A 21,171-nucleotide genomic window follows, 5' to 3' on the forward strand; every position below is an offset into this window, starting at 1 on the left:
AGCTTCCCTTAATAACAACAGGAAACACATGGTCTTTAACGATGAGATTATCATTACCATGAAGCAAGTCGCAAAGGCGAGATTATCAAGTGTCAAAACTGTCTAATATTCGAGCTTAGGGGTAATCTAATTAAACGGGTCTTTTTTCGCTTACCCTCTTGCTGCAGGTGACACATAATGAATAAAACAGATGCACCATACACCGACGACATCACATGCCCTTTATGCCAACATGACGAATATCTACTTTCAGAAAGTGGAGAGAAGTTCACTTGTGCTGCATGTGGTTTCCACACAACACAATTAAGCAAAGTAGTCAGCCTTCAATTAGGCTTTACCCCACCAAAGCTCCAGAGTGCGGTATACCACCACTTGAGCAGCGCTTGCCATTAATCCAAATCGATATTTCTTCCAAACTGTAAATATCCTGAGCCGCTAGCTCTGCTATGTCGGCTTCGGTATTATCACTCAATGAACCTTCAAACGTTGGTCGCAATCTAAAAGATTGAATACCCGCACGAACCCCTGCTTCAATGCCTTTCACCGTGTCATCAACATAAATACATTCGTTTGGTAAAAAGCCCATATTCATTGCGGTATACATGATCAGGTCGGGCTCCGGTTTCCAGCTATTGGCATCAAAAGCTGAAAATACTTTGCCTTTGAAGTCGTCGAGCATTCCTGTCATTGCCAATGAGGATTCAACTCGATATTTAGGCGCATTGGAAGCGATACAAAACTCAATGTCTTGTTGCTTGAGGAATTCAATAAGCTCAATAGCACCATCCATCGGCTTTAAATGGCGTTGGAACAAGGCTTCTAATTCAGTGCGATAAAGCGGCTCGAGTGTATCGATGGAGATAGATAGCCCTAAACGTGCTTGCGTATCCATTAAGATGTCAGCTAGCTTCCCACCTTGAAAGTGCACATAGCAGTCATTAACGCTTAACTTAGCCCCAAAGCCAGAAAACACATTCACTAAGGCTTGGCAACACAGCTTCTCGCTATCGATGAGTGTTCCATCACAATCGAAAATTACACATTTAGTTTGTTCTAACCGCATAGCTCTCTCACTCGCATTGAATTCAAGTTTTATCCTATAGTGTTCTTTCAATACGCGTGATGATTAAGGTAACACTTTACCTATTGCCCCTTATTTCTCTACGCGAAATATGCAGTGGATCACTTTATGCTTAACCATAAGCAACAGCACTCATTAAATTAATATACTTTGAGCGTCACCAATCACGACTTTATTTGCCAATAAACCGTTAATTCACGGCCAATTCTTCAATAACAATAGGTTTATCCGTTAATTCAATGCGACATTCAGCGGTGATGGTATCTGGATACGAATCACGGATAGCAACAAACTCGGGTAAGTGGCTCAGTAGTAACTGAGTAAGCTCAGGGTCGAACTGACAGCCGCATTCTCTCTCGAACAAATCGATAACCATCTCTAATGGCCACGGCTCTTTGTAACAACGGGCACTGAGTAGTGCATCAAACACATCCGCGACGGCCGTAATACGGGCAAACAAGTGAATTTCGTCACCCACTTTGCCATTAGGATATCCAGCCCCATCCCAACGTTCATGATGCTCGTTGGCAATGATAGCAGCCAGATTGGTAATATCACCGGCTCCACTCTTCAGTAAGTTATAGCCTGCCGTTGTGTGAAGCTTCATCACTTCCCACTCTTGCTCGGTCAATTTACCTGGTTTATCCAAGATTGATTCTGGGACTGAAATCTTACCCACATCATGCATCGGACTGATGATCTCTATCATCTCGACCTCGCGATGGCTCAAGCCACGATACTTAGCAAGCAACGCAGACAACTTGGCGACACGTTTAACGTGATTACCGGTTTCGCCAGAGCGAGTTTCAATCGCCTCTCCGAGAACATGAATCATATCTTTTTGAATATTCAGTGTTTGTTTCTGGAGTTTTAAGATTCGTTTGCTCTTTTTAGCCAGTTCTTTCTTTTGGCGTAGAGTGACAAATTGCATCAAAATAATCAGGCTCAAACCTGCAATGACCATCGACAATCCCAATAGCAACTGAAAGTTTTTACGAATAAAGGATGAAGGCTCATTAATGAATACAGCCTCATCAGGTAGCGCACTCTCACGGATACCGAAATTTGTCATCGCTGGATAATTGAAAACAAAACGTTTGTTCTCACCTGGAGTTAAAGGTTCGTCGAAACCAAGAGGTAGGTACTTATCGAGCGCCTTAACCGTCTCTTCACCCATGCTTTGAGAGTGATTCACATAGCCACCAAGTACATCTCCCGAAATATAGAACTGCCACAAAGCAAACACTGGAGCAGCACTTGCTTTAGACAAAGTATCCGAAACCTCTTGATAAGTATGATACACGCCTCGATTCAATTCGGTATTGTAATGACTGAGCAAAACCGCGTCATCAGCAGAGATACCTTCCAAAAACTGACGGGTACGCACTAACGATAAATCGCGTATTTCAACCAATGTGATATTAGGGAACTCAGTCATCACGCGATTCATCTCTTTGCGAATTAACTCAGAAGTGACACTGTAATCATTGATGAAATACAGTATTTTTAGGTTAGGTCTTAACTTCGAAATTAGATCAATATTGACGTCTATCTGATCGTTCTCATAAAGCACGGTTGCTCTATCAGACACCGAATACATGTCGGTACTGAAATCGTTAATACCGGCAGCAACGACAGGTGTGGAGCGATCGATCAAACTAGGCAGAGATTCAAGGAAGTTAGCCGCGTTGTCGTCAGTCGCGATTACACCATCAAACTTATAATCTGCATATTTGGTACGTAAGTAGTTTGCGATAGAATCGTAGTACTCAGGGCTATGGACGCGCTTTGAATCCAAATACTCGATTGAGAGTTTAACTTCGGCTTGAGATTGGCTGAACGCACTGTCTATCCCTTTTTGGAAGTCAGCGGTCCACTGATAAGAAGGTTCGTATGAGTGTAAAACTAGGATGCGTTTGATATCCCAGTCATTAGCAAAACTGAGTGAAGAATAAGCGCTAACACACAATACAGCGATTGAGAACAATAGCTTGTACATACAATACCCTTTAAATAAGACGGGGTATTTTACTTAGATTAACGCTTTCTCAAAGAACCTTTAGTTCTCGACCCACACTTTATCGCGAGAAGCATGATCTTGTGCCCAAAAATCAAGGATCTGCTTAGCAAAAGCGTTGATACTTTGACCACTTCCAACCACAACGTCTGAGATTAGCAGAGAATCCTCCGCTTCTGTAACGATAGCGCTCGCTGCTACATCACCATTTTGAGTCCCTATGTATAAGACATGTTCGTCAGATAACATAATCTGACTCAAAAACTCTAACATGTACGCCCTTTCGGTTTCATCTTGGTAAGCGCTGGCTTGGTTAAGTGAAAAAAGTACGGTCAGTTTATGGAAGTCGACTTTATGCAGTTCATCAATTTGGGAAGGTGTTTGATCTTGGGTGAGGAGTTGGTATGTCTTGGACGGGAGTTTGCTTTGATAAAGTTCTCGGCCTAGCAGGCTCTCTTTTGCGGGGTAGGCAATATCGAGTTGACTAAACAGCCATTGGTTTTTCTTCTGTACAATTTCAGGTATTTCGTTATTCATTCTTTTAGTACCTACGGTTAGTATCCCCAAATGTCACAGCTATTTGGAAGACATATATTCGACTGAGGTGCCGAGCTACAAGCACAGAGCATACAGAGCATGACCAAGGCCAACAAGTACTTTAAATGCTTCATATTTTCCATTATCCAACAACATCCTTTAAGAACTTAACGAAAAGCTCTACACTCGTATTCAAGCTTTCAATATCCTTATAGTAAACAGAACTCTATAAATAAAAAGGACTTCTTATGAAAAAAGCCTTAATAGCAGCGGGTATCATCACAATGTTGGCTGGCTGTTCGGACAACGAGGTTGGCGACGTCTCTCTTGGATTCTTCACAATGAAGGATATCAAAATGTCTTCTTTAGATGATGATAAAATCGCAGGTGTGACTTGTCATATCGCTTCAATCGAAGCAAACCTTAGCCTTTCCGATCCAAGCGATAGCTCTATTTCTTGTCGTCAAACCGGTGAAATTACATCAGAAATGATTGCTAAAATAGACAAAAGCAAATCTGGTGAAGTGGTGTTCAAACAATCAAAAAGTATCTTCTTTAAAACAATGAAGGTTCGTCGTATCTACGATGCAGAGAATCAATCGCTGCTTTACTTGTCATACACCACCAAAGAAACAGAAGGCAGTTTCAAGCATAGCCTTTCAACCGTTCCCCTATGGGGTACTGAGGCTTACGTTGATCCAGCAACACTCCTCCCAGCGGAATAGGCTCACGTAAATGCCCTCAAGCGAAAAGTAAAACGAGTCACCTGTACAGACATCGTACAGGTGATTCTAAATGTAATAAAAATGAAAGAATCAGAAACAAAATGTGATATCATTCGGCAAAATTTTTTCACTGTATTTTTCATATGAAGTTTCCTGGACAGCGTAAATCTAAACACTACTTTCCAACTCACGCACGTGATCCGTTGGTCAACCAAATGCAACAAACGCCTAAGCTTCACCGCGCAACAATTGTCGGTGTTGGTCAAACGATTGTTGATATCGAAGCCCGTGTTGATAACGCGTTCCTTGAAAAATATGAGCTGAGTAAAGGTCACTCACTGGTATTGGAAGAGAGTAAAGCAGATGCGCTGTACGAAGAGTTAGTTGAGCGCGGTTTGATCACGCATCAATACCCTGGCGATACTATCGGCAACACACTGCACAACTATTCCGTACTTGCAGACAGTAAATCTGTATTGCTCGGCGTTATGTCTAAGAAGATTGAAGTTGGCTCATTTGGTTATCGTTACCTTTGCCGCACTTCTTCTCGTATGAATCTAAATCACCTTCAAACGGTTGATGGTCCTATTGGTCGTTGCTACACGCTTATTTCTGAAGATGGTGAACGTACGTTTGCAATCAACGAAGGCCACATGAACCAACTGCTTCCTGAAAGCGTTCCTGAAAAAGTGTTCGAGAAAGCATCAGCATTGGTTGTGTCGTCATACCTAATGCGCGGCAAACCTGAAGATCCGATGCCAAAAGCGGTACAAAAAGCGATTGAATACGCGAAAGCGCACAATGTGCCAGTTGTACTAACACTTGGTACTAAGTACGTGATCGAAGGTAATGCGGAATGGTGGCAAGAATATCTGAAAGAAAACGTAACCATCGTCGCGATGAACGAAGACGAAGGTGAAGCGTTAACGGGTGAAAAAGATCCGCTTCTAGCTGCTAACAAAGCACTTGAGTGGGTTGACCTCGTTCTCTGTACTGCAGGCCCTATCGGTTTATACATGGCTGGCTACACTGACGAGCCTGCGAAACGCGAAACCACTCTGCCATTATTACCGGGTAACATTCCTGAGTTCAATAAATTCGAGTTCAGCCGTGCTATGCGTAAGCAAGACTGTCAAGATCCGGTAAAAGTATACTCTCACATTGGCCCTTATCTTGGTGGCCCGCGCGAAATTAAAAACACCAATGGTGCTGGTGATGGTGCACTTTCTGCACTTTTACACGACATGGCAGCAAACAGCTACCACCACGTGAATGTACCAAACTCAGAAAAGCACGAGCACTCGTGTCTAACGTATTCTTCTCTGTCTCAAATTTGTAAGTACTCAAACCGTGTAAGCTATGAAGTGTTGACTCAGCACTCTCCTCGCCTTTCTCGTGCACTACCTGAACGCGAAGATAGCTTAGAAGAAACATACTGGGATCGTTAAGCGACTCTATTAGGTAGTTAACTCTTAGAGGTTAACGCCAAGTTGGATTACCCATTCCTTGAAGGGCTGCTATATGCAGCCCTTTTTGTATTCAACACCAATATAACGGCAGCTGAAGGTAATCAGATCGAATATTTTTCTCGTTTAAGATTTGATCTCGCGCAATGACTCTTTAGATCTGTTATCTTCCAGCACATAATTGATGTGGTTTGCCTTTACTTGGCAAATTTATACAGTACTATCGCCACGCAAACGTTTACGTACCACCTTTCGGTTCTGATATAAGGATCAAATATGCTGTCTGATATTGATATTTGTCGCTCTACTCCCCTTAAAAACATCAGTGAAGTTGCCAAGCAAGCTGGCCTGCACCACAACGAACATCAGCCATTAGGGCAATACAAATCTAAAGTGTCTCTCACATCACTTGAACGCCTCGCTAGCCAACAAGATGGTAAATTAGTCGTGGTTACGGCCATCACACCGACGCCTCTTGGTGAGGGCAAAACCGTCACCACTATCGGACTAGCACAAGGTCTAGCAAAGATTAACCAATCCGCTATGGCCTGCATTCGCCAACCTTCAATGGGCCCGGTATTTGGTGTAAAAGGTGGTGCAGCCGGCGGTGGCTATTCACAAGTTGCCCCAATGGAGCAATTGAACCTTCACCTGACTGGCGACATTCATGCCGTAACAGTCGCTCATAACCTCGCATCTGCCGCTATTGACGCTCGTTTGTATCATGAGCAACGTGAAGGGTTAGAAGCCTTTGAGGCTCGCTCAGGCTTAAAAGCTCTGGATATCGACCCACGCAGAATCGTGTGGCGACGTGTACTTGACCACAATGACCGCGCACTGCGTATGATCACGGTTGGCAAGAACGAAGCAGACAAAACAATTAATGGCTTTGAGCGCGAGGATGGCTTTGACATCTCAGCCGCTTCAGAGCTGATGGCTATTCTTGCTCTCACTGATGACCTCCAAGATTTAAGAAAGCGTATCGGACGAGTGGTACTCGCATACAACAACCAAGGCTTGCCATTAACTGCAGATGACTTCAACGTAGCAGGTGCTATGACAGTCACAATGAAAGACTCCATAGAGCCAACATTGATGCAAACCCTTGAAGGGGTTCCTACCCTAATCCACGCGGGGCCATTCGCTAACATCGCACACGGTAACTCTTCTATTATTGCCGATAAGGTTGCGTTAAAGCTAAGTGACTTTGTCGTGACGGAAGGTGGCTTCGGCTCAGATATGGGTTTTGAGAAAGCATGTAACATCAAAGTGAAAGCATCGAAAAAAAATCCAGATTGTGCTGTTATTGTCGCAACATTACGTGGTCTAAAAGCCAACTCAGGTTTATACGATTTGAGACCAGGAACTCCGCTACCAGATTCAATCTTTAATGATGACCAAGACGCGCTTATTGCAGGGTTTGAGAACCTTAAATGGCACATCAACAGCGTTAAGCAATACCAAGTGCCTACCGTTGTTGCGATCAATCGATTTCCACAAGATTCAGCTCAAGAGCTCGATGCTTTGAAACAGATGATCACCGACTTCAACCCAAGCGTTAGTGTTGAAGTAAGCGAAGCATTTGGTCAGGGTGGCGAAGGGGCGACTAAATTGGCTCACGCCGTAGTAAAAGCTTGCCAAAAACAGAGTGAATTTAAGCCGTTGTATCACTCAAAGCAAAGCCTAGAAGAAAAACTGATGGCCGTCGCTGAAGTTGGCTATGGCGCAGCAAGTATCTCGCTATCTCCACTGGCTAAAAAACAACTGGCCGAATTCAAACTGCATGGCTATAACGACCTATCGGTTTGTTTAGCAAAAACACCACTATCGATCTCGACAGAAGCACACGTAAAAGGTGCACCATCTCAGTTTGACGTACCCGTTAGGGAGCTAAAACTGTGTGCTGGTGCTGGCTTTATTTACGCGCTGTGCGGCAATGTAATGACCATGCCAGGCCTACCGGATAAACCGGCTTTTATGTCGTTGGACATTGATAGCAAAGGAAACATCGTTGGCTTAAGTTAATTACGACCAGACATAGGCTAAAAATCCGCTTTATCTAGAATAACCTGTCCGTACTACGCTCCCCATTATATTTGCGGACAGGTCTCGTTTCTGATACCTAATTGCTCAATTAACACCCCAAGTGCAATAAATTTCATTAAAAACGAAATAATATGCACATCTGATTATAAGTTTTGGGTCAAGATCACATTAATAGGCCTACAAAATATATAGTATTGCGCTGATTTTTCGAGGACAGTGATGAATACGAGTATAAAAAAACTGATCAGCCAATTTCTATGTACCTTGTTTGTCCTAGGATTAGTCCCTGCTCTCTATATAAACTCTGAATTTGAACGGGTTGAAGCCCAGTATGCGCTAAACATCAAACAGTCTAATCAAAACCAAATCGAATACAGCTTCCATCAACTCGCTGTTATTGTTGAGCAAATATCAAACGCGGTTCCCTCTATTGCCGCCTCACAGACCCTACTTCGTTCCATTTCCGAGCCTTCAGTTACTAACAAACAAGCACTGCAGGATCTGTGGGTTGTATTGGCACACGGGCAACAATACTACTCTCAACTGCGTTTCCTAGATCTAGACGCTAATGAAGTATTCCGCGTCAACTATAAAGATGGCCACGCAAGTGTCACTCCAGACCACGAGTTACAAAACAAATCCTCTCGTGATTACTACAAAAAGCTACAAGAATTAGAGATTGGAGAAGTTAAAGCTACAGGCATTGATCTAGAAGTTGAAAATGGAGAGTTAGTTCGCCCCTTTTCGCCGACACTTCGCATTATGACGCCTGTCACTGTAGGGGAGCACATTATTGGCTATTTCATTGCTAACCTAAATATGCGCGAGATCTATGATCGCTTACATTACCAGATAGGTACATCAGCGACAGTTCCGGTCATCCTTAATAATACTGGTCATGTCATCATGGGTCCCGACCCTGAGGATTCATTTGGGCATGTGATTGAATCACGTTCAGACAAGACGTATGCAAAACTAGCCCCAGGCCTGTGGCAGAATATTCAAAGCGGCACCTCATCCAGCTATTTTGATGGTAAAAACTGGTATTTTCACTCTGACATCAGCCCTAAGATTAAGCAGTTTGAAGGACCAATTTATATGGTTCTTCATATTGAAGAACATCAATTTAACACTCAGTTTCAACAAGAAAATCACGCCATAGTCGTTCAGATAATCATACTCTCGATATTGATTTCAATGATATCTGCAGGTTTCGTACTGTGGAACAGAAATCATAAAAAGAACAGTATCGAAAGCCAACTCGCCAAAGCGGCAATGAACGGTATGTCTGCCCTATTAATCACAGACAAAAATAACCGAATCATAAAAGTAAACCAAGAGTTCACCCGTGTCAGTGGCTACGAGTTAGAAGATGTAAAAGGTAAACAGCCTTCATTGTTTAACGCTGGCCGATATAATGAAGAGTTCTACATTAAAATGTGGAGCGTCATTAAAGAGACAGGGATGTGGGAAGGCGAAGTGGTGAACCGACGAAAGGATGGCACCTTCATCACGGAAATTCTTCGAATACAAACCATCAAAGACTCAAAAGATGTGATTCAATTTTATGTTGCATCATTTGTTGATATCAGCAAACGCAAAGAGCTCGAGAATAAATTGAGAAACCTTAGCGAAAAAGATGCACTATCTGGCTGTTGGAATAGACGAAAGTTCGACCTGGAGCTTCGTGACGAGTGTTCTCGCGTTAGTCGTTACCCTACTCGCGAGCAATCTTGCTTAGCCATATTGGATATTGACCATTTCAAACGCATTAACGATAGATTTGGACATGATTATGGCGATAAAGCCATACAAACCGTAGCACAGGTACTGCAACGTGAATGCCGAGATACCGATTTCGTGGCTCGTATTGGGGGAGAAGAGTTTGGGGTTATCTTGCCTCACACGACACCACAAGAAGCCGACTATGTGCTTAATAGGCTGAGAATCGCGATCAGTATCGAGTTCGACAACGTCGTTACAATAAGTGGCGGAATAACCAACCTAACAGGTGAACCTGCACTCAATTATAAGTGCGCCGATTTAGCTCTTTACGAAGCAAAAGCAGTAGGTAGAAACAGTGTATGTTTGTTCCTTGATAGCGAAATTGCATAGTGGGAGCCTGCATCGCACCACCGCCCCGCTAACTTATTCATTTCACTCTAGAGTCGTTCACTCAACAATCAACTTGGTGCGGGGTAGAACTCCAGCGTATTCCCTTCGACTACCAGAATGCAATCCATATTCGCAGCATGGGCTGCCTGCTTACCAAGGTGAGTATCTTCAAACACAACACACTGCTTTGGCTGTAAACCCATACCAAAACAAGCAGCTAAGAAAGTATCAGGGTTTGGTTTATGATTCTTCACATCTGTCGCTGTCACTAAGATATCCAACTTACTCAAGATATCCGTTTTATCTAACAGTTGTTCTGCGCTCTTGCGTTGACTGCCCGTTCCAACCGCAATCTTCTTGTCACCGAGATGGTCTATCAAAAGAGAATACGTACAAGGGATAATATCTCCTTTGTCTTCAATAGCTGCAAACGAAGCCATTTTAAACGTAGAAACCGCTTGTGGGTCGAGCGATAAACCGTACTTACTATTTACCTCACCAGCGATCTTATAACTCGGCATTCCACCTAAGCTATGCAGCCAAGACGCTTCGAAATAAAAGCCGAACTCTTCCGCCGTTTGTTGCCATGCTTTCACATGTGCTGGCATTGTATCGATCAACGTACCGTCCATATCAAAGATTAATCCTTCATACGCCGTTAAATCAATTTTCATCACTACTACCACTCTTTAAGAAAGTTACTGATACCATACCCAATATTCAGTATCATGACCCCATATTACTGTTCAAAATGGATGTTTATGTTACAAATATCTAACTCTGTTTCAATTCAAGACTGGGAACTCCAGCTAACCGCGATCAGAGCTCAAGGAGCCGGAGGTCAAAACGTCAATAAAGTATCGAGTGCGATACATTTACGTTTTGACATAAAGCACTCAACCCTACCCGATTTCTATAAAGAAAAACTCCTGGCACATAAAGATGGTCGTATCACTAAAGATGGTGTGATTATCATTAAAGCTCAACAGTACAGAACTCAGGAGCAAAACCGAGACGATGCTTTGGTACGTTTGAAAGAGCTGATCTTAGAAGCAACAAAAGTTCAAAAAGTGAGACGAGCAACCAAGCCAACACGCGGCTCTCAAAAAAGACGTTTAGAAAGTAAAAAGCAAAGAAGCACCACCAAACAACTTCGCGGAAGAGTAGACTAATTGTTTCATGTCCGTAGTGAGCACCTCACCATGAAACAATCATTTTAGCTCTAACTAGCTGGACAAAAGACGATACCTGACATTATTTATTCGTAGACAATTTATTCGAAGACTGGTTCTTTGAGGCTACATATTCGCAATACTATTGATTAGAAAGTGTCTATTAGAACAAAACGCTACTTCTGTTTTTTGACCGACAAAATCAGTTTAATCAACAGCATTCGCTCTTCACTGGTTAACAAACGACTAGCAGCAGCTACATCTTCCGCTGCTGCTTCAGACGCTCCTACAACGTCGAGTACGACATCCAAGTCCGTAACTTTCAAGGTTCTCGTGATCGAACGATACTGAGACATTTTGATATCAGCCTCTCCCCGCTCAATTCGTTGATAGGTTTTCAAGCTCATCCCTGCGCTAGCCGCTAATTTTTCTTGAGACCAATTGCCTAGCTTCCTACGCTCAATCAGCGCAATGACTATAGGTTCTTGTGACATAAGCACCTCCAGAATAGACAGTTATGACCTAATTTCAGCAAGAAGCAGACCATATTGACTTAGAACAGTTTACATAAGTGATTAAAGGCATATTATTCGGCCGATAAAAACGTTACGTTTCATGGACTTTCATACTTACAACGGCGTTAACTCACGGGCAGATAAGTTTGAATTATCAAGAGCTAGGAAATAAGAAAAATTGCAAATTGCGAATAATGATAGCGTGAAATTGGAAATTGCGAATCTCTATAAATTGGCATTTCCTTGCATACAACAGGCTTTAGAATCAGAAGATACCCGTAATGAAATTGTTGCGGTACAGCAGAGATTACTGACTTACAAAGAAGTGCTGTTACACGGAAATATGCTGGAAGATAAAGAATTAAAACAGGCCTTTTCTGCATTGAACCAAAGCGAGAAAGGTGTTGTACAAGGTGGTATTCAAAATATCAACGATGCCATAAAGCAAATGGATGAAATTGTCGAAAGGTATAGCAGGAAGGCGAAAATCAATAAGCAGGCATATCGACAAGTTTGAAGCGATAGTACACCGAAATAACCAAGTCGACGCTGATGCTTTTTAGCGTCGACTTAATCTAAGACTTCTTTCATTAATGCTTAAATGAACAACCTGTCGAGGTATAGCCCTCAATCATGCTGATGAACGTCTACTTAACTTTAAATAGATTGTCTTCTTAAAATAAGTAAACCAAGCGCGAATATCGACAAGAACCCCAAAGAACCGCCGCTACTAGAGCCTGAGTTGGTGCCTGAATTAGACCCGCCCGATAGGCTTATCTTCGGCATTGACGTTTCATTTAACAAAGCAGAAGATGAATCAACGGTTTCACCATCGCTCACTCGTACGAGAACACGAGAACTCGGTGTACTTCTAACTTCAAAAGTTGCGTTTTCAGTGCCTGAAACAACTCGATCTATCCATCCTGCATAATCATAAACTTCCGTAAAAACAGACGTGTATTTTTCAGTAAGGCTTCCACATGTAGCTGGCCCGTAACTCGTAATGCCTATTTGCTGATAGCTAACCCCATCCCACCAATAGACAGGACCGCCTGAATCACCATTACAGGTCGAGTTTTTGTATCCATTGAACTGCGCTCCATCAAAACAAAGCTGTTTGTCTGTTGAATTACAGCTATTTGTAGCATCGAAGGTTAAATTCGCTTGATTTACTACATTGGTAGCAGTTCTAGAAACAGTTTTGCCTTGGTCATCAGTTATATGACTCGTCAAGCCTCGGCCAACTGCCTTAAACGTATCTTGACCACGATTCAATGCATAGACATTGTCGAATGTAGAGTTAATTGAAGAAGAGTAGTCTCGTACATTTAAGGCTGTTTTGAGTTTCAAGATAGCAATATCGTTTGGTAATACTTTCCCGTTGATGGGATCAAGATTATTACTATAGTCACTTGGATAATATATCTTTTCGACTCGTGCTGATTGGTATCCACCGTTGTTATATTTTGTTTGATCTGCCATTCCTGGAACAACCCAAGTATTAAGCATCCACGCGTAACTTTCATACACACAATGGGCAGCGGTAAGCACGAATTGTGCATCTATAATGGTTCCACCACAGTAGTTAGAAAATTTTGAACCATCATGAAAGTACAGGCTAGTAAACGTTGGATAAGTATTAGTTAGTTCTGCATCTGTTGTGGGGCTACCATTGATAATATAAGGTGAAACACCGACATTAGGAGCACTTTCGACCGAGTTTTCCGTCGCCATAACACTTGATGTGTAAATCAATGGAGCTAACAGCCCTAAAACGGCTTTACGAACCGGACTCATTGTATGGTTAACATTCATAGATAACTCCTTGTAACCCCTACTACTTATTTACAAAAATGATGAATCGTCACCATAACACGTACCACTAATATTATAGTAAGCAATTTTAATGATATAGCCATATGTCTCGTTTTAAAAAACGAACTTTCAGGTATCTGGGCTTGTAGCGATATAGAAAGTTATACGCTCTTAAAATTAGATACGTTTATAAAAATAGATACGTTCATAAAAAGGGAGACAGGCTTAAACAAAAAAGCCTACCATTGAACTTCTCTATACAGAGAATCAAACAGTAGGCTTTGTTTAGCTTAATAGTTGCTCTTAAAAGAGATTAGCCACGGTAGTAACGTTGAGGTACGAATGGCATTTTTTCTACTGTCATTGGTAGCTTCTTACCACGAACTTCAGCGAATACTTCAGTGCCAATTACTGCTAGATCAGTGCGTACATATGCCATAGAAACAGGTTTGCCTGCATTAGGCCCCGCTGTACCGCTTGTTACAACACCAATCTTGTTGTCTTCAGCATCGAACAGCTCAGCGCCTTCACGTACTGGCGCTTTAGTTTGACCAACAAGACCAACACGCTTACGTTGAACATCTTTGGTTGCGATTTGCTCAAGGATGATATCAGCGCCAGGGAAACCGCCTGCACGTTCACCGTCTGTACGACGCACTTTTTGAATGCCCCATAGAAGGCTGGCTTCTACTGGCGTTGTCGTTGTATCTAGATCGTGACCATATAGACATAGACCACACTCAAGACGAAGTGAGTCACGAGCACCAAGGCCAATCCACTCAACTTCCGCTTCTGATGTTAGCTTGCGTGCCAGTGCTTCAGCGTGATCGTTAGGAACAGAGATCTCGTAGCCATCTTCCCCCGTGTAACCACTGCGGCTCACGATGCATTCAACGCCATCGATATCGACTTTTTGAACGTCCATGAACAACATGTCTGCAACGCTAGGTTGGAAACGAGCAAGAACTTCAGACGCTTTAGGGCCTTGAAGGGCTAATAGAGCGCGGTCATCAATCACTTCCATTTCGACGTCAGCTGGAAGGTGCGCCGTTAGATGGTCGATATCTTGTGTCTTACAAGCTGCATTCACAACAACAAATAGGTGGTCGCCTAAATTAGCAACCATCAGGTCATCCATAATGCCGCCCTGCTCGTTAGTAAAGAACGCATAACGCTGTTTACCAGAAGGAAGGTCGATAATATCTACAGGAACCAACGATTCTAAGACAGCAGCTGCGTTTACACCATGTAGACGAAGTTGCCCCATGTGAGAAACATCAAAAAGACCAGCAGCATCACGAGTATGTAAATGCTCTTTCTTTACACCAAGTGGGTACTGGACGGGCATATCGTAGCCAGCGAAAGGAACCATCTTTGCACCCTCTTCAACGTGAAGTGCATGCAGTGGTGTTGTTAGTAGGTCTTGATTAGCGTGTTCTTGAGTCATTTTATTCTCCATGAAGCGTTGCAGGCTGTCCAAAATCGAGTCTGCCGCTTATATCTCTATTTAGAGTCGCCTCTAACGATACTGGTTAACGTTAGAAACAGTAGATAGTAAAAAGTGATGTCCTTTATATAGGCTTATATCGTTGGCTCTATAAATTATGAATAACTGTACAGAACCCATACAACTCACTTTCTAAGAATTCACTTCAGTAAACTTCAATCAACATGAGTAAACCATGTTCACTATAATAAACAAGCCTGCGTCAGTTTTACACCCTTAACAATAGTCAAACAGCTCAAAATGTGACATTTAACAATTTAAAAACAATTGTTCGGTACATGCAAAAACGCGATATTGATGATTTTCGCATCAATATCGCGTCTATTAGCTAACGTTCAAAACAAAAGCAAACGTTTGCATCCACTATAAGAAATTCAAAACTTGTTAGCTTATTTTGCTGTGACCTACAGTTATTTTGCAGTCACCCACAGAATGAGTGCATCTTCAGCACTAGTTGAAATCAGCATATGACCCATATTCGCATCGTAATACATGCTATCGCCTTCACTCATTGGCACGGGTTCGTAGAATTCTGAGTAGAACATCACATCACCCGATATGATCATTAAGAACTCTTCACCATCGTGGCGCACCCAATCGTTATACTCTTCAAAAGTACGAGCTCTCACTCGACTCTTAAACGGCATCATCTTCTTATTAGAGAGCTCTGTGGCAAGCAATTCGTGTTCATAAGTGGGTGTTGGGTGTGGTTTACCTTGGCCTACTTTGGTTAAATCACGACGTCCTGTAGCGACTTTTTTTCTTGGTGGTTCAAAGAGTTGCGGCATATTTATCTGCAACCCCATAGCCAATTTCTGCATCGCTTGAAAGGTCGGAGAGATCTGTTCATTCTCTATTTTACTGAGCGTAGAACGCGCCAAGCCTGTTCTTTGGCTTGCTTCTTCTAGCGTGATCCCAAGCTTACCGCGGATGTCTTTAATGCGCTGGCCAAGCCTAAGTGGTTCAATATTCTGGTCTAACGTTTCCTTCGCCAACGTTAGAGATGGGTACTCATCATAAATGTCTTCTGACATAGGTCCCTCACTAATTTTTTACTTCCTGTCTATTAATTTCATTGTTGCATAAAGCGCTTTGTTGATTAAAGAGCACACAGAGAAATAAAGCGTGCTCCCCGTAGCAAAACAAGAAAATCTGTTTCCTATTGGAAATTTTTGTTGAAAATTGATTTTAACGGAGCTATGTTATCGACTTGTTAGATGAAGAGATGCTACTTCGGCTTGCCGCAAATGATAGATTTAACATTTGTAAGAGCTGTTTTTTACCCGATTTTTTGGGAACCAATTCGTGCTGCATTGACCCTACAACGATCGCTTAGACGCTGTAAGAGTATATTTAATACGCAATCAACGTATGTCTGTACCTATATAGCGCAAACGATACCGATGCAGAAATCAACGTAAGACCTAATGGACTATAAAAACAATCACCATTAGCTTAATGAAAGGTCTCGACAATGAACGCTTACCAAAACCACAGCTTAGACAGTTTTTTCTCTACGAACCTATCAGGCACTGACGACGCCGTATTTGCTGGAATCCAAGCAGAGAACACTCGTCAAAACGAACAAATCGAACTTATTGCTTCTGAGAACATCGTTTCTAAAGCAGTAATGCAAGCTCAAGGCACTTGCCTAACCAACAAATACGCAGAAGGCTATCCAGGCCGTCGCTACTACGGTGGTTGTGAGCACGTAGATACCGTTGAAGCTATCGCAATTGAACGTGCTAAACAGCTGTTCAAATGTGAGTACGTAAACGTGCAGCCTCACTCTGGCGCTCAAGCAAACGGTGCAGTAAAACTTGCCCTACTTCAACCCGGCGACACAATCCTTGGTATGTCTTTAGATGCTGGTGGTCACCTCACACACGGTGCACGTCCTGCAATGTCTGGTAAGTGGTTCAACGCAGTTCAATATGGCGTAGACCGCGACACACTTGAAATCGATTACGAAGCAGTTCGCGCATTAGCTGTCGAAAGCCAACCTAAAATGATTATTGCAGGTGGTAGTGCTATCCCACGCGTTATTGATTTCGCTAAGTTCCGCGAAATTGCTGACGAAGTTGGCGCTATCCTAATGGTCGATATGGCACACATCGCGGGTCTTATCGCGACAGGTGCTCACCCTAGCCCACTACCACACGCACACGTTGTTACCACAACAACGCACAAAACACTTCGTGGCCCACGCGGCGGCATGATTCTTACGAACCACGAAGACATCAACAAAAAGATCAACTCTGCAGTGTTCCCTGGCCTTCAAGGCGGCCCACTAATGCACGTTATCGCGGCTAAAGCAGTGGCGTTTGGCGAAGCACTTGGCCCTGAATTTAATACTTATATTGATTCAGTGATCGACAACGCAAAAGTTCTTGCTGAAGTGTTGCAAACTCGCGGTTGTGACATTGTGACTGGCGGTACAGACACACATCTAATGTTGGTTGACCTTCGCCCTAAAGGCTTGAAAGGTAACGTAACTGAAGAAGCATTAGAGCGTGCAGGGATCACATGTAACAAAAATGGCATACCATTCGATACAGAGAAGCCTATGATTACTTCTGGTATCCGTTTAGGCACGCCAGCTGGAACCAGTCGTGGTTTTGGCACTGAAGAATTCAAACTTATCGGTGAATGGATCGGCGATGTACTTGATGGCTTAGTTGAAAGCCCTGAAGGCAATGCTGAAGTTGAGCAACGTGTTCGCAAGCAAGTTAAAGAGCTTTGCAAGCGCTTCCCTCTTTACCGTTAAACCAATTTTAAGATTTAAATTAAAACCTCATAAATTTTTGGAGAATAAGCAATGGACAATACACTAAAGTTTGCAGACAGCCACGAGTGGGTAAAAGACAACGGTGACGGTACTGTAACTATTGGTATTTCTGAGCACGCTCAAGAGCTACTAGGTGACGTTGTGTTTGTTGACCTGCCAGACACTGAAGACGAAATTGAAGCTGGCGAAAGCTTCTCTCTGGTTGAATCAGTGAAAGCAGCTTCTGATATCTACGCACCAATCTCTGGCGAAATTGTAGAAATCAACGAAGAATTAGAAGATAGCCCAGAGCTAATCAACGAAGAACCTTATGAAGGCGGTTGGATTGTTAAAGTGAAGATGTCTGATGCGTCTGAACTAAACAACCTTAAAGATGCGGAAGAATACCTAAGCTCTGTAGAAGAAGACTAATAGGTAACCTCATTACGATAAAGCTGCTCTTTGGAGCAGCTTAATTTTAGGGGCTAGCTCACGGCTCCAGAGAGAAAGTAGAACATATCATGACTGAATTACTTCAAAGCCAATTACTGAAAGACTTGGGTACGCAAAACGAGTTTGTTGCTCGTCATAACGGCCCTAATAAAGCAGACCAGCAAAAAATGCTTGAAGCGATCAACGCGACTAGCCTAGACGCACTGATCGACGAAACGGTTCCTGCACAAATCCGTCTTGAAAAACCAATGACACTTGCTGCGCCACTGAGCGAGATGGACATGCTGACCTCTCTTAAAGAGATCGCTAACCTAAACCAAGTGAAACGTACTTTCATTGGCCAAGGCTACTACAACACATTCACTCCAAACGTTATTCTACGTAACGTTTTAGAGAACCCCGGCTGGTACACAGCTTACACACCATACCAACCAGAGATTTCTCAAGGTCGTCTTGAAGCTCTACTCAATTACCAACAAATGGTAATGGACTTAACTGGTATGGAAATCGCGAACGCGTCTCTTCTTGATGAAGCGACAGCGGCTGGCGAAGCCATGACACTGTGTAAGCGTGCTGGTAAAAGCAAGAGCAAAGTATTCTTCGTTGCCGACGATGTTCATCCTCAAACACTAGAAGTTGTTAAGACTCGTGCTGAGTACATCGGCTTTGAAGTCATGGTTGGTGCTCTTGAAACACTTCCAGAGCAAGACGTATTTGGTGCGCTCCTCCAATACCCTGGTACAACAGGCGAAGTTCGCGACCTAACAGACATCATTGCGAAAGCTCAAGCTAACAAGACTCTTGTAACCGTTGCAACAGACCTTCTTGCTTCTGCACTACTTAAGCCTGTTGGTGAAATGGGCGCAGACGTAGCAATTGGTTCAGCGCAACGTTTCGGCGTTCCTATGGGATACGGCGGTCCACACGCTGCATTCATGGCAACACGTGAAAAGCATAAGCGTACAATGCCCGGTCGTGTAATTGGTGTATCTATCGATACGCACGGTAACCAAGCACTACGTATGGCAATGCAAACTCGTGAGCAACACATCCGCCGCGAAAAAGCGACATCGAATATCTGTACAGCTCAAGCACTTCTAGCAAACATGGCGTCTTTCTACGCGGTTTACCACGGTGCAGAAGGCCTACGTACAATTGCTCGTCGTACACACCACATGACAGCTATCCTAGCGGCTGGCCTGACTAAAGCGGGTTACGAGCTAACGAACAACAGCTTCTTTGATACCATCACGCTGAACACAGAAGACAAGACAGATGCACTGTACGCGAAAGCGCAAGCAGCAGACATCAACCTTCGCCGACTTGTTGGTAAGATTGGTATCAGCCTAGATGAAACAACAACAATCGACGACGTGAACGCACTGTTCGCAATCTTCGACGTGAAAGAAGACGTTCAAGTACTATCTTCTGACATTGCATCAAACGAGTTTGCAGCAATTCCAGAAAACTGCCGTCGTGAATCAGAGTTCCTAACTCACCCAGTATTCAATACGCACCACAGCGAAACGCAAATGATGCGTTACCTAAAACAGCTTGAGAACAAAGACTTCTCACTAACGCACGGCATGATCCCACTGGGCAGCTGTACGATGAAGCTGAACGCTGCTGCTGAGATGATCCCAGTAACATGGCCTGAGTTTGGTTCTATTCACCCATTCGCACCTCTTGATCAAGCAGCAGGTTACACAGCGCTAGCGAAAGATCTTAAAGAGAAGCTTTGTGAAATTACCGGTTACGACGATTTCTCACTACAGCCTAACTCTGGTGCATCTGGCGAATACGCAGGTCTAATCGCGATTCAACGCTACCACGCAAGCCGCGGTGAAGCTCACCGTAACGTTTGTCTGATTCCAAGCTCTGCGCACGGTACTAACCCTGCAACAGCATCAATGGTGTCAATGAAGGTTGTGGTTGTTAAGTGTGATGAAGATGGCAACATCGACATGACAGACCTAGCAGCGAAAATCGAGAAGCACAAAGAAAACCTATCAAGCATCATGATCACTTACCCTTCTACGCACGGCGTATACGAAGAGCAAGTGAAAGAAGTGTGTGAACAAGTACACGCAGCGGGCGGTCAGGTTTACCTAGACGGCGCGAACATGAACGCTCAAGTAGGTCTAACTTCACCTGGCTTCATCGGTTCAGACGTATCTCACTTGAACCTACACAAAACATTCTGTATCCCACACGGTGGTGGCGGTCCGGGTATGGGTCCTATCGGCGTTAAATCGCACCTAGCACCTTTCCTACCCGGTCACATCGAAAACGGTGTACAAGGTTCTGACTACGCGGTATCAGCAGCAGATTTAGGCAGTGCTTCAATTCTACCTATCTCTTGGGCTTACATCGCAATGATGGGCGAACCTGGTCTAACAGACGCGACTAAAGTAGCGATTCTGAACGCGAACTACGTGATGGAAAAACTACGTCCTCACTACCCTGTTCTTTACCGTGGCACTAACGGCCGCGTAGCGCACGAATGTATTATCGATATTCGTCCACTTAAAGAAGACACAGGCATCAGCGAAGAAGATATCGCTAAGCGTCTAATGGACTTCGGTTTCCACGCGCCTACGATGTCTTTCCCAGTAGCAGGCACACTAATGGTAGAACCAACTGAATCTGAAGATTTAGAAGAGCTAGACCGTTTCTGTGAAGCGATGATCGCAATCCGTCACGAAATGGCAGCAGTGAAAGCGGGTGAATGGCCACTAGACAACAACCCTCTAGTGAACGCACCGCACACGCAAGTTGACCTTTCAGGCGCAGAATGGGGGCGCCCTTACTCTCGCGAACTGGCTTGCTTCCCATCGAAAGCAACGAAGAACTCGAAGTACTGGCCAACAGTTAACCGTGTAGACAACGTATACGGCGACCGTAACCTAATCTGTTCTTGCCCAAGTATCGACAACTACGAAGACTAATTTTTGT

The 21,171-nt window shown here is 43.5% G+C and carries 17 protein-coding genes; 9 read left to right on the plus strand and 8 right to left on the minus strand.

Annotation, left to right across the window (positions count from 1 at the left end; all coding sequences use genetic code 11):
- Positions 1–334 precede the first annotated feature (334 nt).
- From ACED59_RS13210 to ACED59_RS13220, 3 genes are all read right to left on the minus strand, one after another.
- A complete protein-coding gene (locus ACED59_RS13210; protein ID WP_029222776.1) occupies positions 335–1,063 on the minus strand; it encodes an HAD-IA family hydrolase in 729 nt (242 codons plus the stop codon).
- Between the two features lie 208 nt (positions 1,064–1,271).
- Positions 1,272–3,080, minus strand: coding sequence for an HD domain-containing phosphohydrolase (locus ACED59_RS13215; RefSeq protein WP_017097955.1), 1,809 nt, complete (start codon positions 3,078–3,080; stop codon positions 1,272–1,274).
- Between the two features lie 60 nt (positions 3,081–3,140).
- Complete coding sequence (locus ACED59_RS13220; RefSeq protein ID WP_029222777.1) at positions 3,141–3,635, minus strand: hypothetical protein; 495 nt, start codon at positions 3,633–3,635, stop codon at positions 3,141–3,143.
- A gap of 248 nt (positions 3,636–3,883) precedes the next feature.
- Here ACED59_RS13220 and ACED59_RS13225 point away from each other — a divergent pair, with 248 nt between their 5' ends.
- The 4 genes from ACED59_RS13225 to ACED59_RS13240 all read left to right on the plus strand — a co-directional run bounded on the left by ACED59_RS13225 (position 3,884) and on the right by ACED59_RS13240 (position 9,987).
- Entirely contained in the window at positions 3,884–4,360 is a 477-nt protein-coding gene (locus ACED59_RS13225; RefSeq protein ID WP_017097956.1) for a CreA family protein, read from the plus strand.
- 143 nt (positions 4,361–4,503) lie between these two features.
- Entirely contained in the window at positions 4,504–5,808 is a 1,305-nt protein-coding gene (locus ACED59_RS13230; protein WP_017097957.1) for an inosine/guanosine kinase, read from the plus strand.
- Positions 5,809–6,102: 294 nt separating this feature from the next.
- Complete coding sequence (locus ACED59_RS13235; protein ID WP_017097958.1) at positions 6,103–7,851, plus strand: formate--tetrahydrofolate ligase; 1,749 nt, start codon at positions 6,103–6,105, stop codon at positions 7,849–7,851.
- 240 nt (positions 7,852–8,091) lie between these two features.
- Positions 8,092–9,987 (plus strand): diguanylate cyclase, encoded by a 1,896-nt coding sequence (locus ACED59_RS13240; RefSeq protein WP_371704997.1) that lies wholly within the window; start codon positions 8,092–8,094, stop codon positions 9,985–9,987.
- A gap of 68 nt (positions 9,988–10,055) precedes the next feature.
- Here ACED59_RS13240 and ACED59_RS13245 read toward each other — a convergent pair whose 3' ends face one another.
- A complete protein-coding gene (locus ACED59_RS13245; protein WP_009845180.1) occupies positions 10,056–10,661 on the minus strand; it encodes a beta-phosphoglucomutase family hydrolase in 606 nt (201 codons plus the stop codon).
- Positions 10,662–10,748: 87 nt separating this feature from the next.
- Between ACED59_RS13245 and arfB the strand changes: the two genes are divergently transcribed.
- Positions 10,749–11,159, plus strand: coding sequence for an alternative ribosome rescue aminoacyl-tRNA hydrolase ArfB (gene arfB / locus ACED59_RS13250; protein ID WP_012600691.1), 411 nt, complete (start codon positions 10,749–10,751; stop codon positions 11,157–11,159).
- 176 nt (positions 11,160–11,335) lie between these two features.
- On the opposite strand, the gene ACED59_RS13255 is transcribed toward arfB, so the two are convergent.
- Positions 11,336–11,653, minus strand: a complete 318-nt coding sequence (locus ACED59_RS13255) for a helix-turn-helix domain-containing protein (protein WP_009845174.1) — start codon at positions 11,651–11,653, stop codon at positions 11,336–11,338.
- A gap of 199 nt (positions 11,654–11,852) precedes the next feature.
- Here ACED59_RS13255 and ACED59_RS13260 point away from each other — a divergent pair, with 199 nt between their 5' ends.
- Complete coding sequence (locus ACED59_RS13260; RefSeq protein WP_009845170.1) at positions 11,853–12,191, plus strand: hypothetical protein; 339 nt, start codon at positions 11,853–11,855, stop codon at positions 12,189–12,191.
- 140 nt (positions 12,192–12,331) lie between these two features.
- On the opposite strand, the gene ACED59_RS13265 is transcribed toward ACED59_RS13260, so the two are convergent.
- From ACED59_RS13265 to ACED59_RS13275, 3 genes are all read right to left on the minus strand, one after another.
- Positions 12,332–13,489 carry a trypsin-like serine protease gene (locus tag ACED59_RS13265; protein ID WP_017097961.1) on the minus strand — a complete coding sequence of 386 codons (1,158 nt, stop codon included), beginning with the start codon at positions 13,487–13,489 and terminating at the stop codon, positions 12,332–12,334.
- Between the two features lie 313 nt (positions 13,490–13,802).
- The gene (gene gcvT, locus ACED59_RS13270) at positions 13,803–14,936 is read right to left on the minus strand and encodes a glycine cleavage system aminomethyltransferase GcvT (RefSeq protein WP_029223950.1); all 1,134 of its coding nucleotides are present in this window, start codon (positions 14,934–14,936) and stop codon (positions 13,803–13,805) included.
- A gap of 470 nt (positions 14,937–15,406) precedes the next feature.
- Positions 15,407–16,030 carry a helix-turn-helix domain-containing protein gene (locus ACED59_RS13275; protein WP_017097963.1) on the minus strand — a complete coding sequence of 208 codons (624 nt, stop codon included), beginning with the start codon at positions 16,028–16,030 and terminating at the stop codon, positions 15,407–15,409.
- 440 nt (positions 16,031–16,470) lie between these two features.
- On the opposite strand from ACED59_RS13275, the gene ACED59_RS13280 reads away from it, so the two are divergent.
- The 3 genes from ACED59_RS13280 (at position 16,471) to gcvP (ending at position 21,164) form a co-directional block, all read left to right on the plus strand.
- Positions 16,471–17,763 carry a serine hydroxymethyltransferase gene (locus tag ACED59_RS13280; protein WP_017097964.1) on the plus strand — a complete coding sequence of 431 codons (1,293 nt, stop codon included), beginning with the start codon at positions 16,471–16,473 and terminating at the stop codon, positions 17,761–17,763.
- Positions 17,764–17,814: 51 nt separating this feature from the next.
- Positions 17,815–18,195, plus strand: a complete 381-nt coding sequence (gene gcvH, locus ACED59_RS13285) for a glycine cleavage system protein GcvH (RefSeq protein ID WP_009845137.1) — start codon at positions 17,815–17,817, stop codon at positions 18,193–18,195.
- A gap of 89 nt (positions 18,196–18,284) precedes the next feature.
- Positions 18,285–21,164 carry an aminomethyl-transferring glycine dehydrogenase gene (gene gcvP, locus ACED59_RS13290; RefSeq protein WP_017097965.1) on the plus strand — a complete coding sequence of 960 codons (2,880 nt, stop codon included), beginning with the start codon at positions 18,285–18,287 and terminating at the stop codon, positions 21,162–21,164.
- The last annotated feature ends 7 nt before the right edge of the window (positions 21,165–21,171 follow it).

This window comes from Vibrio sp. FF266 (assembly GCF_041439695.1).
Lineage (GTDB): Bacteria > Pseudomonadota > Gammaproteobacteria > Enterobacterales > Vibrionaceae > Vibrio > Vibrio tasmaniensis_A.

What these genes read in the sequence shown, in the direction of transcription:
- ACED59_RS13230 (WP_017097957.1), top strand. Translation starts at nt 4,504, where the DNA reads ATGAAGTTTCCTGGACAGCGTAAATCTAAACACTACTTTCCAACTCAC.
- gcvT (WP_029223950.1), bottom strand. Translation starts at nt 14,936, where the DNA reads ATGACTCAAGAACACGCTAATCAAGACCTACTAACAACACCACTGCAT.
- arfB (WP_012600691.1), top strand. Translation starts at nt 10,749, where the DNA reads ATGTTACAAATATCTAACTCTGTTTCAATTCAAGACTGGGAACTCCAG.
- ACED59_RS13255 (WP_009845174.1), bottom strand. Translation starts at nt 11,653, where the DNA reads ATGTCACAAGAACCTATAGTCATTGCGCTGATTGAGCGTAGGAAGCTA.
- gcvH (WP_009845137.1), top strand. Translation starts at nt 17,815, where the DNA reads ATGGACAATACACTAAAGTTTGCAGACAGCCACGAGTGGGTAAAAGAC.
- ACED59_RS13225 (WP_017097956.1), top strand. Translation starts at nt 3,884, where the DNA reads ATGAAAAAAGCCTTAATAGCAGCGGGTATCATCACAATGTTGGCTGGC.
- ACED59_RS13275 (WP_017097963.1), bottom strand. Translation starts at nt 16,030, where the DNA reads ATGTCAGAAGACATTTATGATGAGTACCCATCTCTAACGTTGGCGAAG.
- ACED59_RS13280 (WP_017097964.1), top strand. Translation starts at nt 16,471, where the DNA reads ATGAACGCTTACCAAAACCACAGCTTAGACAGTTTTTTCTCTACGAAC.
- ACED59_RS13210 (WP_029222776.1), bottom strand. Translation starts at nt 1,063, where the DNA reads ATGCGGTTAGAACAAACTAAATGTGTAATTTTCGATTGTGATGGAACA.
- ACED59_RS13215 (WP_017097955.1), bottom strand. Translation starts at nt 3,080, where the DNA reads ATGTACAAGCTATTGTTCTCAATCGCTGTATTGTGTGTTAGCGCTTAT.
- gcvP (WP_017097965.1), top strand. Translation starts at nt 18,285, where the DNA reads ATGACTGAATTACTTCAAAGCCAATTACTGAAAGACTTGGGTACGCAA.
- ACED59_RS13220 (WP_029222777.1), bottom strand. Translation starts at nt 3,635, where the DNA reads ATGAATAACGAAATACCTGAAATTGTACAGAAGAAAAACCAATGGCTG.
- ACED59_RS13240 (WP_371704997.1), top strand. Translation starts at nt 8,092, where the DNA reads ATGAATACGAGTATAAAAAAACTGATCAGCCAATTTCTATGTACCTTG.
- ACED59_RS13265 (WP_017097961.1), bottom strand. Translation starts at nt 13,489, where the DNA reads ATGAATGTTAACCATACAATGAGTCCGGTTCGTAAAGCCGTTTTAGGG.
- ACED59_RS13235 (WP_017097958.1), top strand. Translation starts at nt 6,103, where the DNA reads ATGCTGTCTGATATTGATATTTGTCGCTCTACTCCCCTTAAAAACATC.
- ACED59_RS13245 (WP_009845180.1), bottom strand. Translation starts at nt 10,661, where the DNA reads ATGAAAATTGATTTAACGGCGTATGAAGGATTAATCTTTGATATGGAC.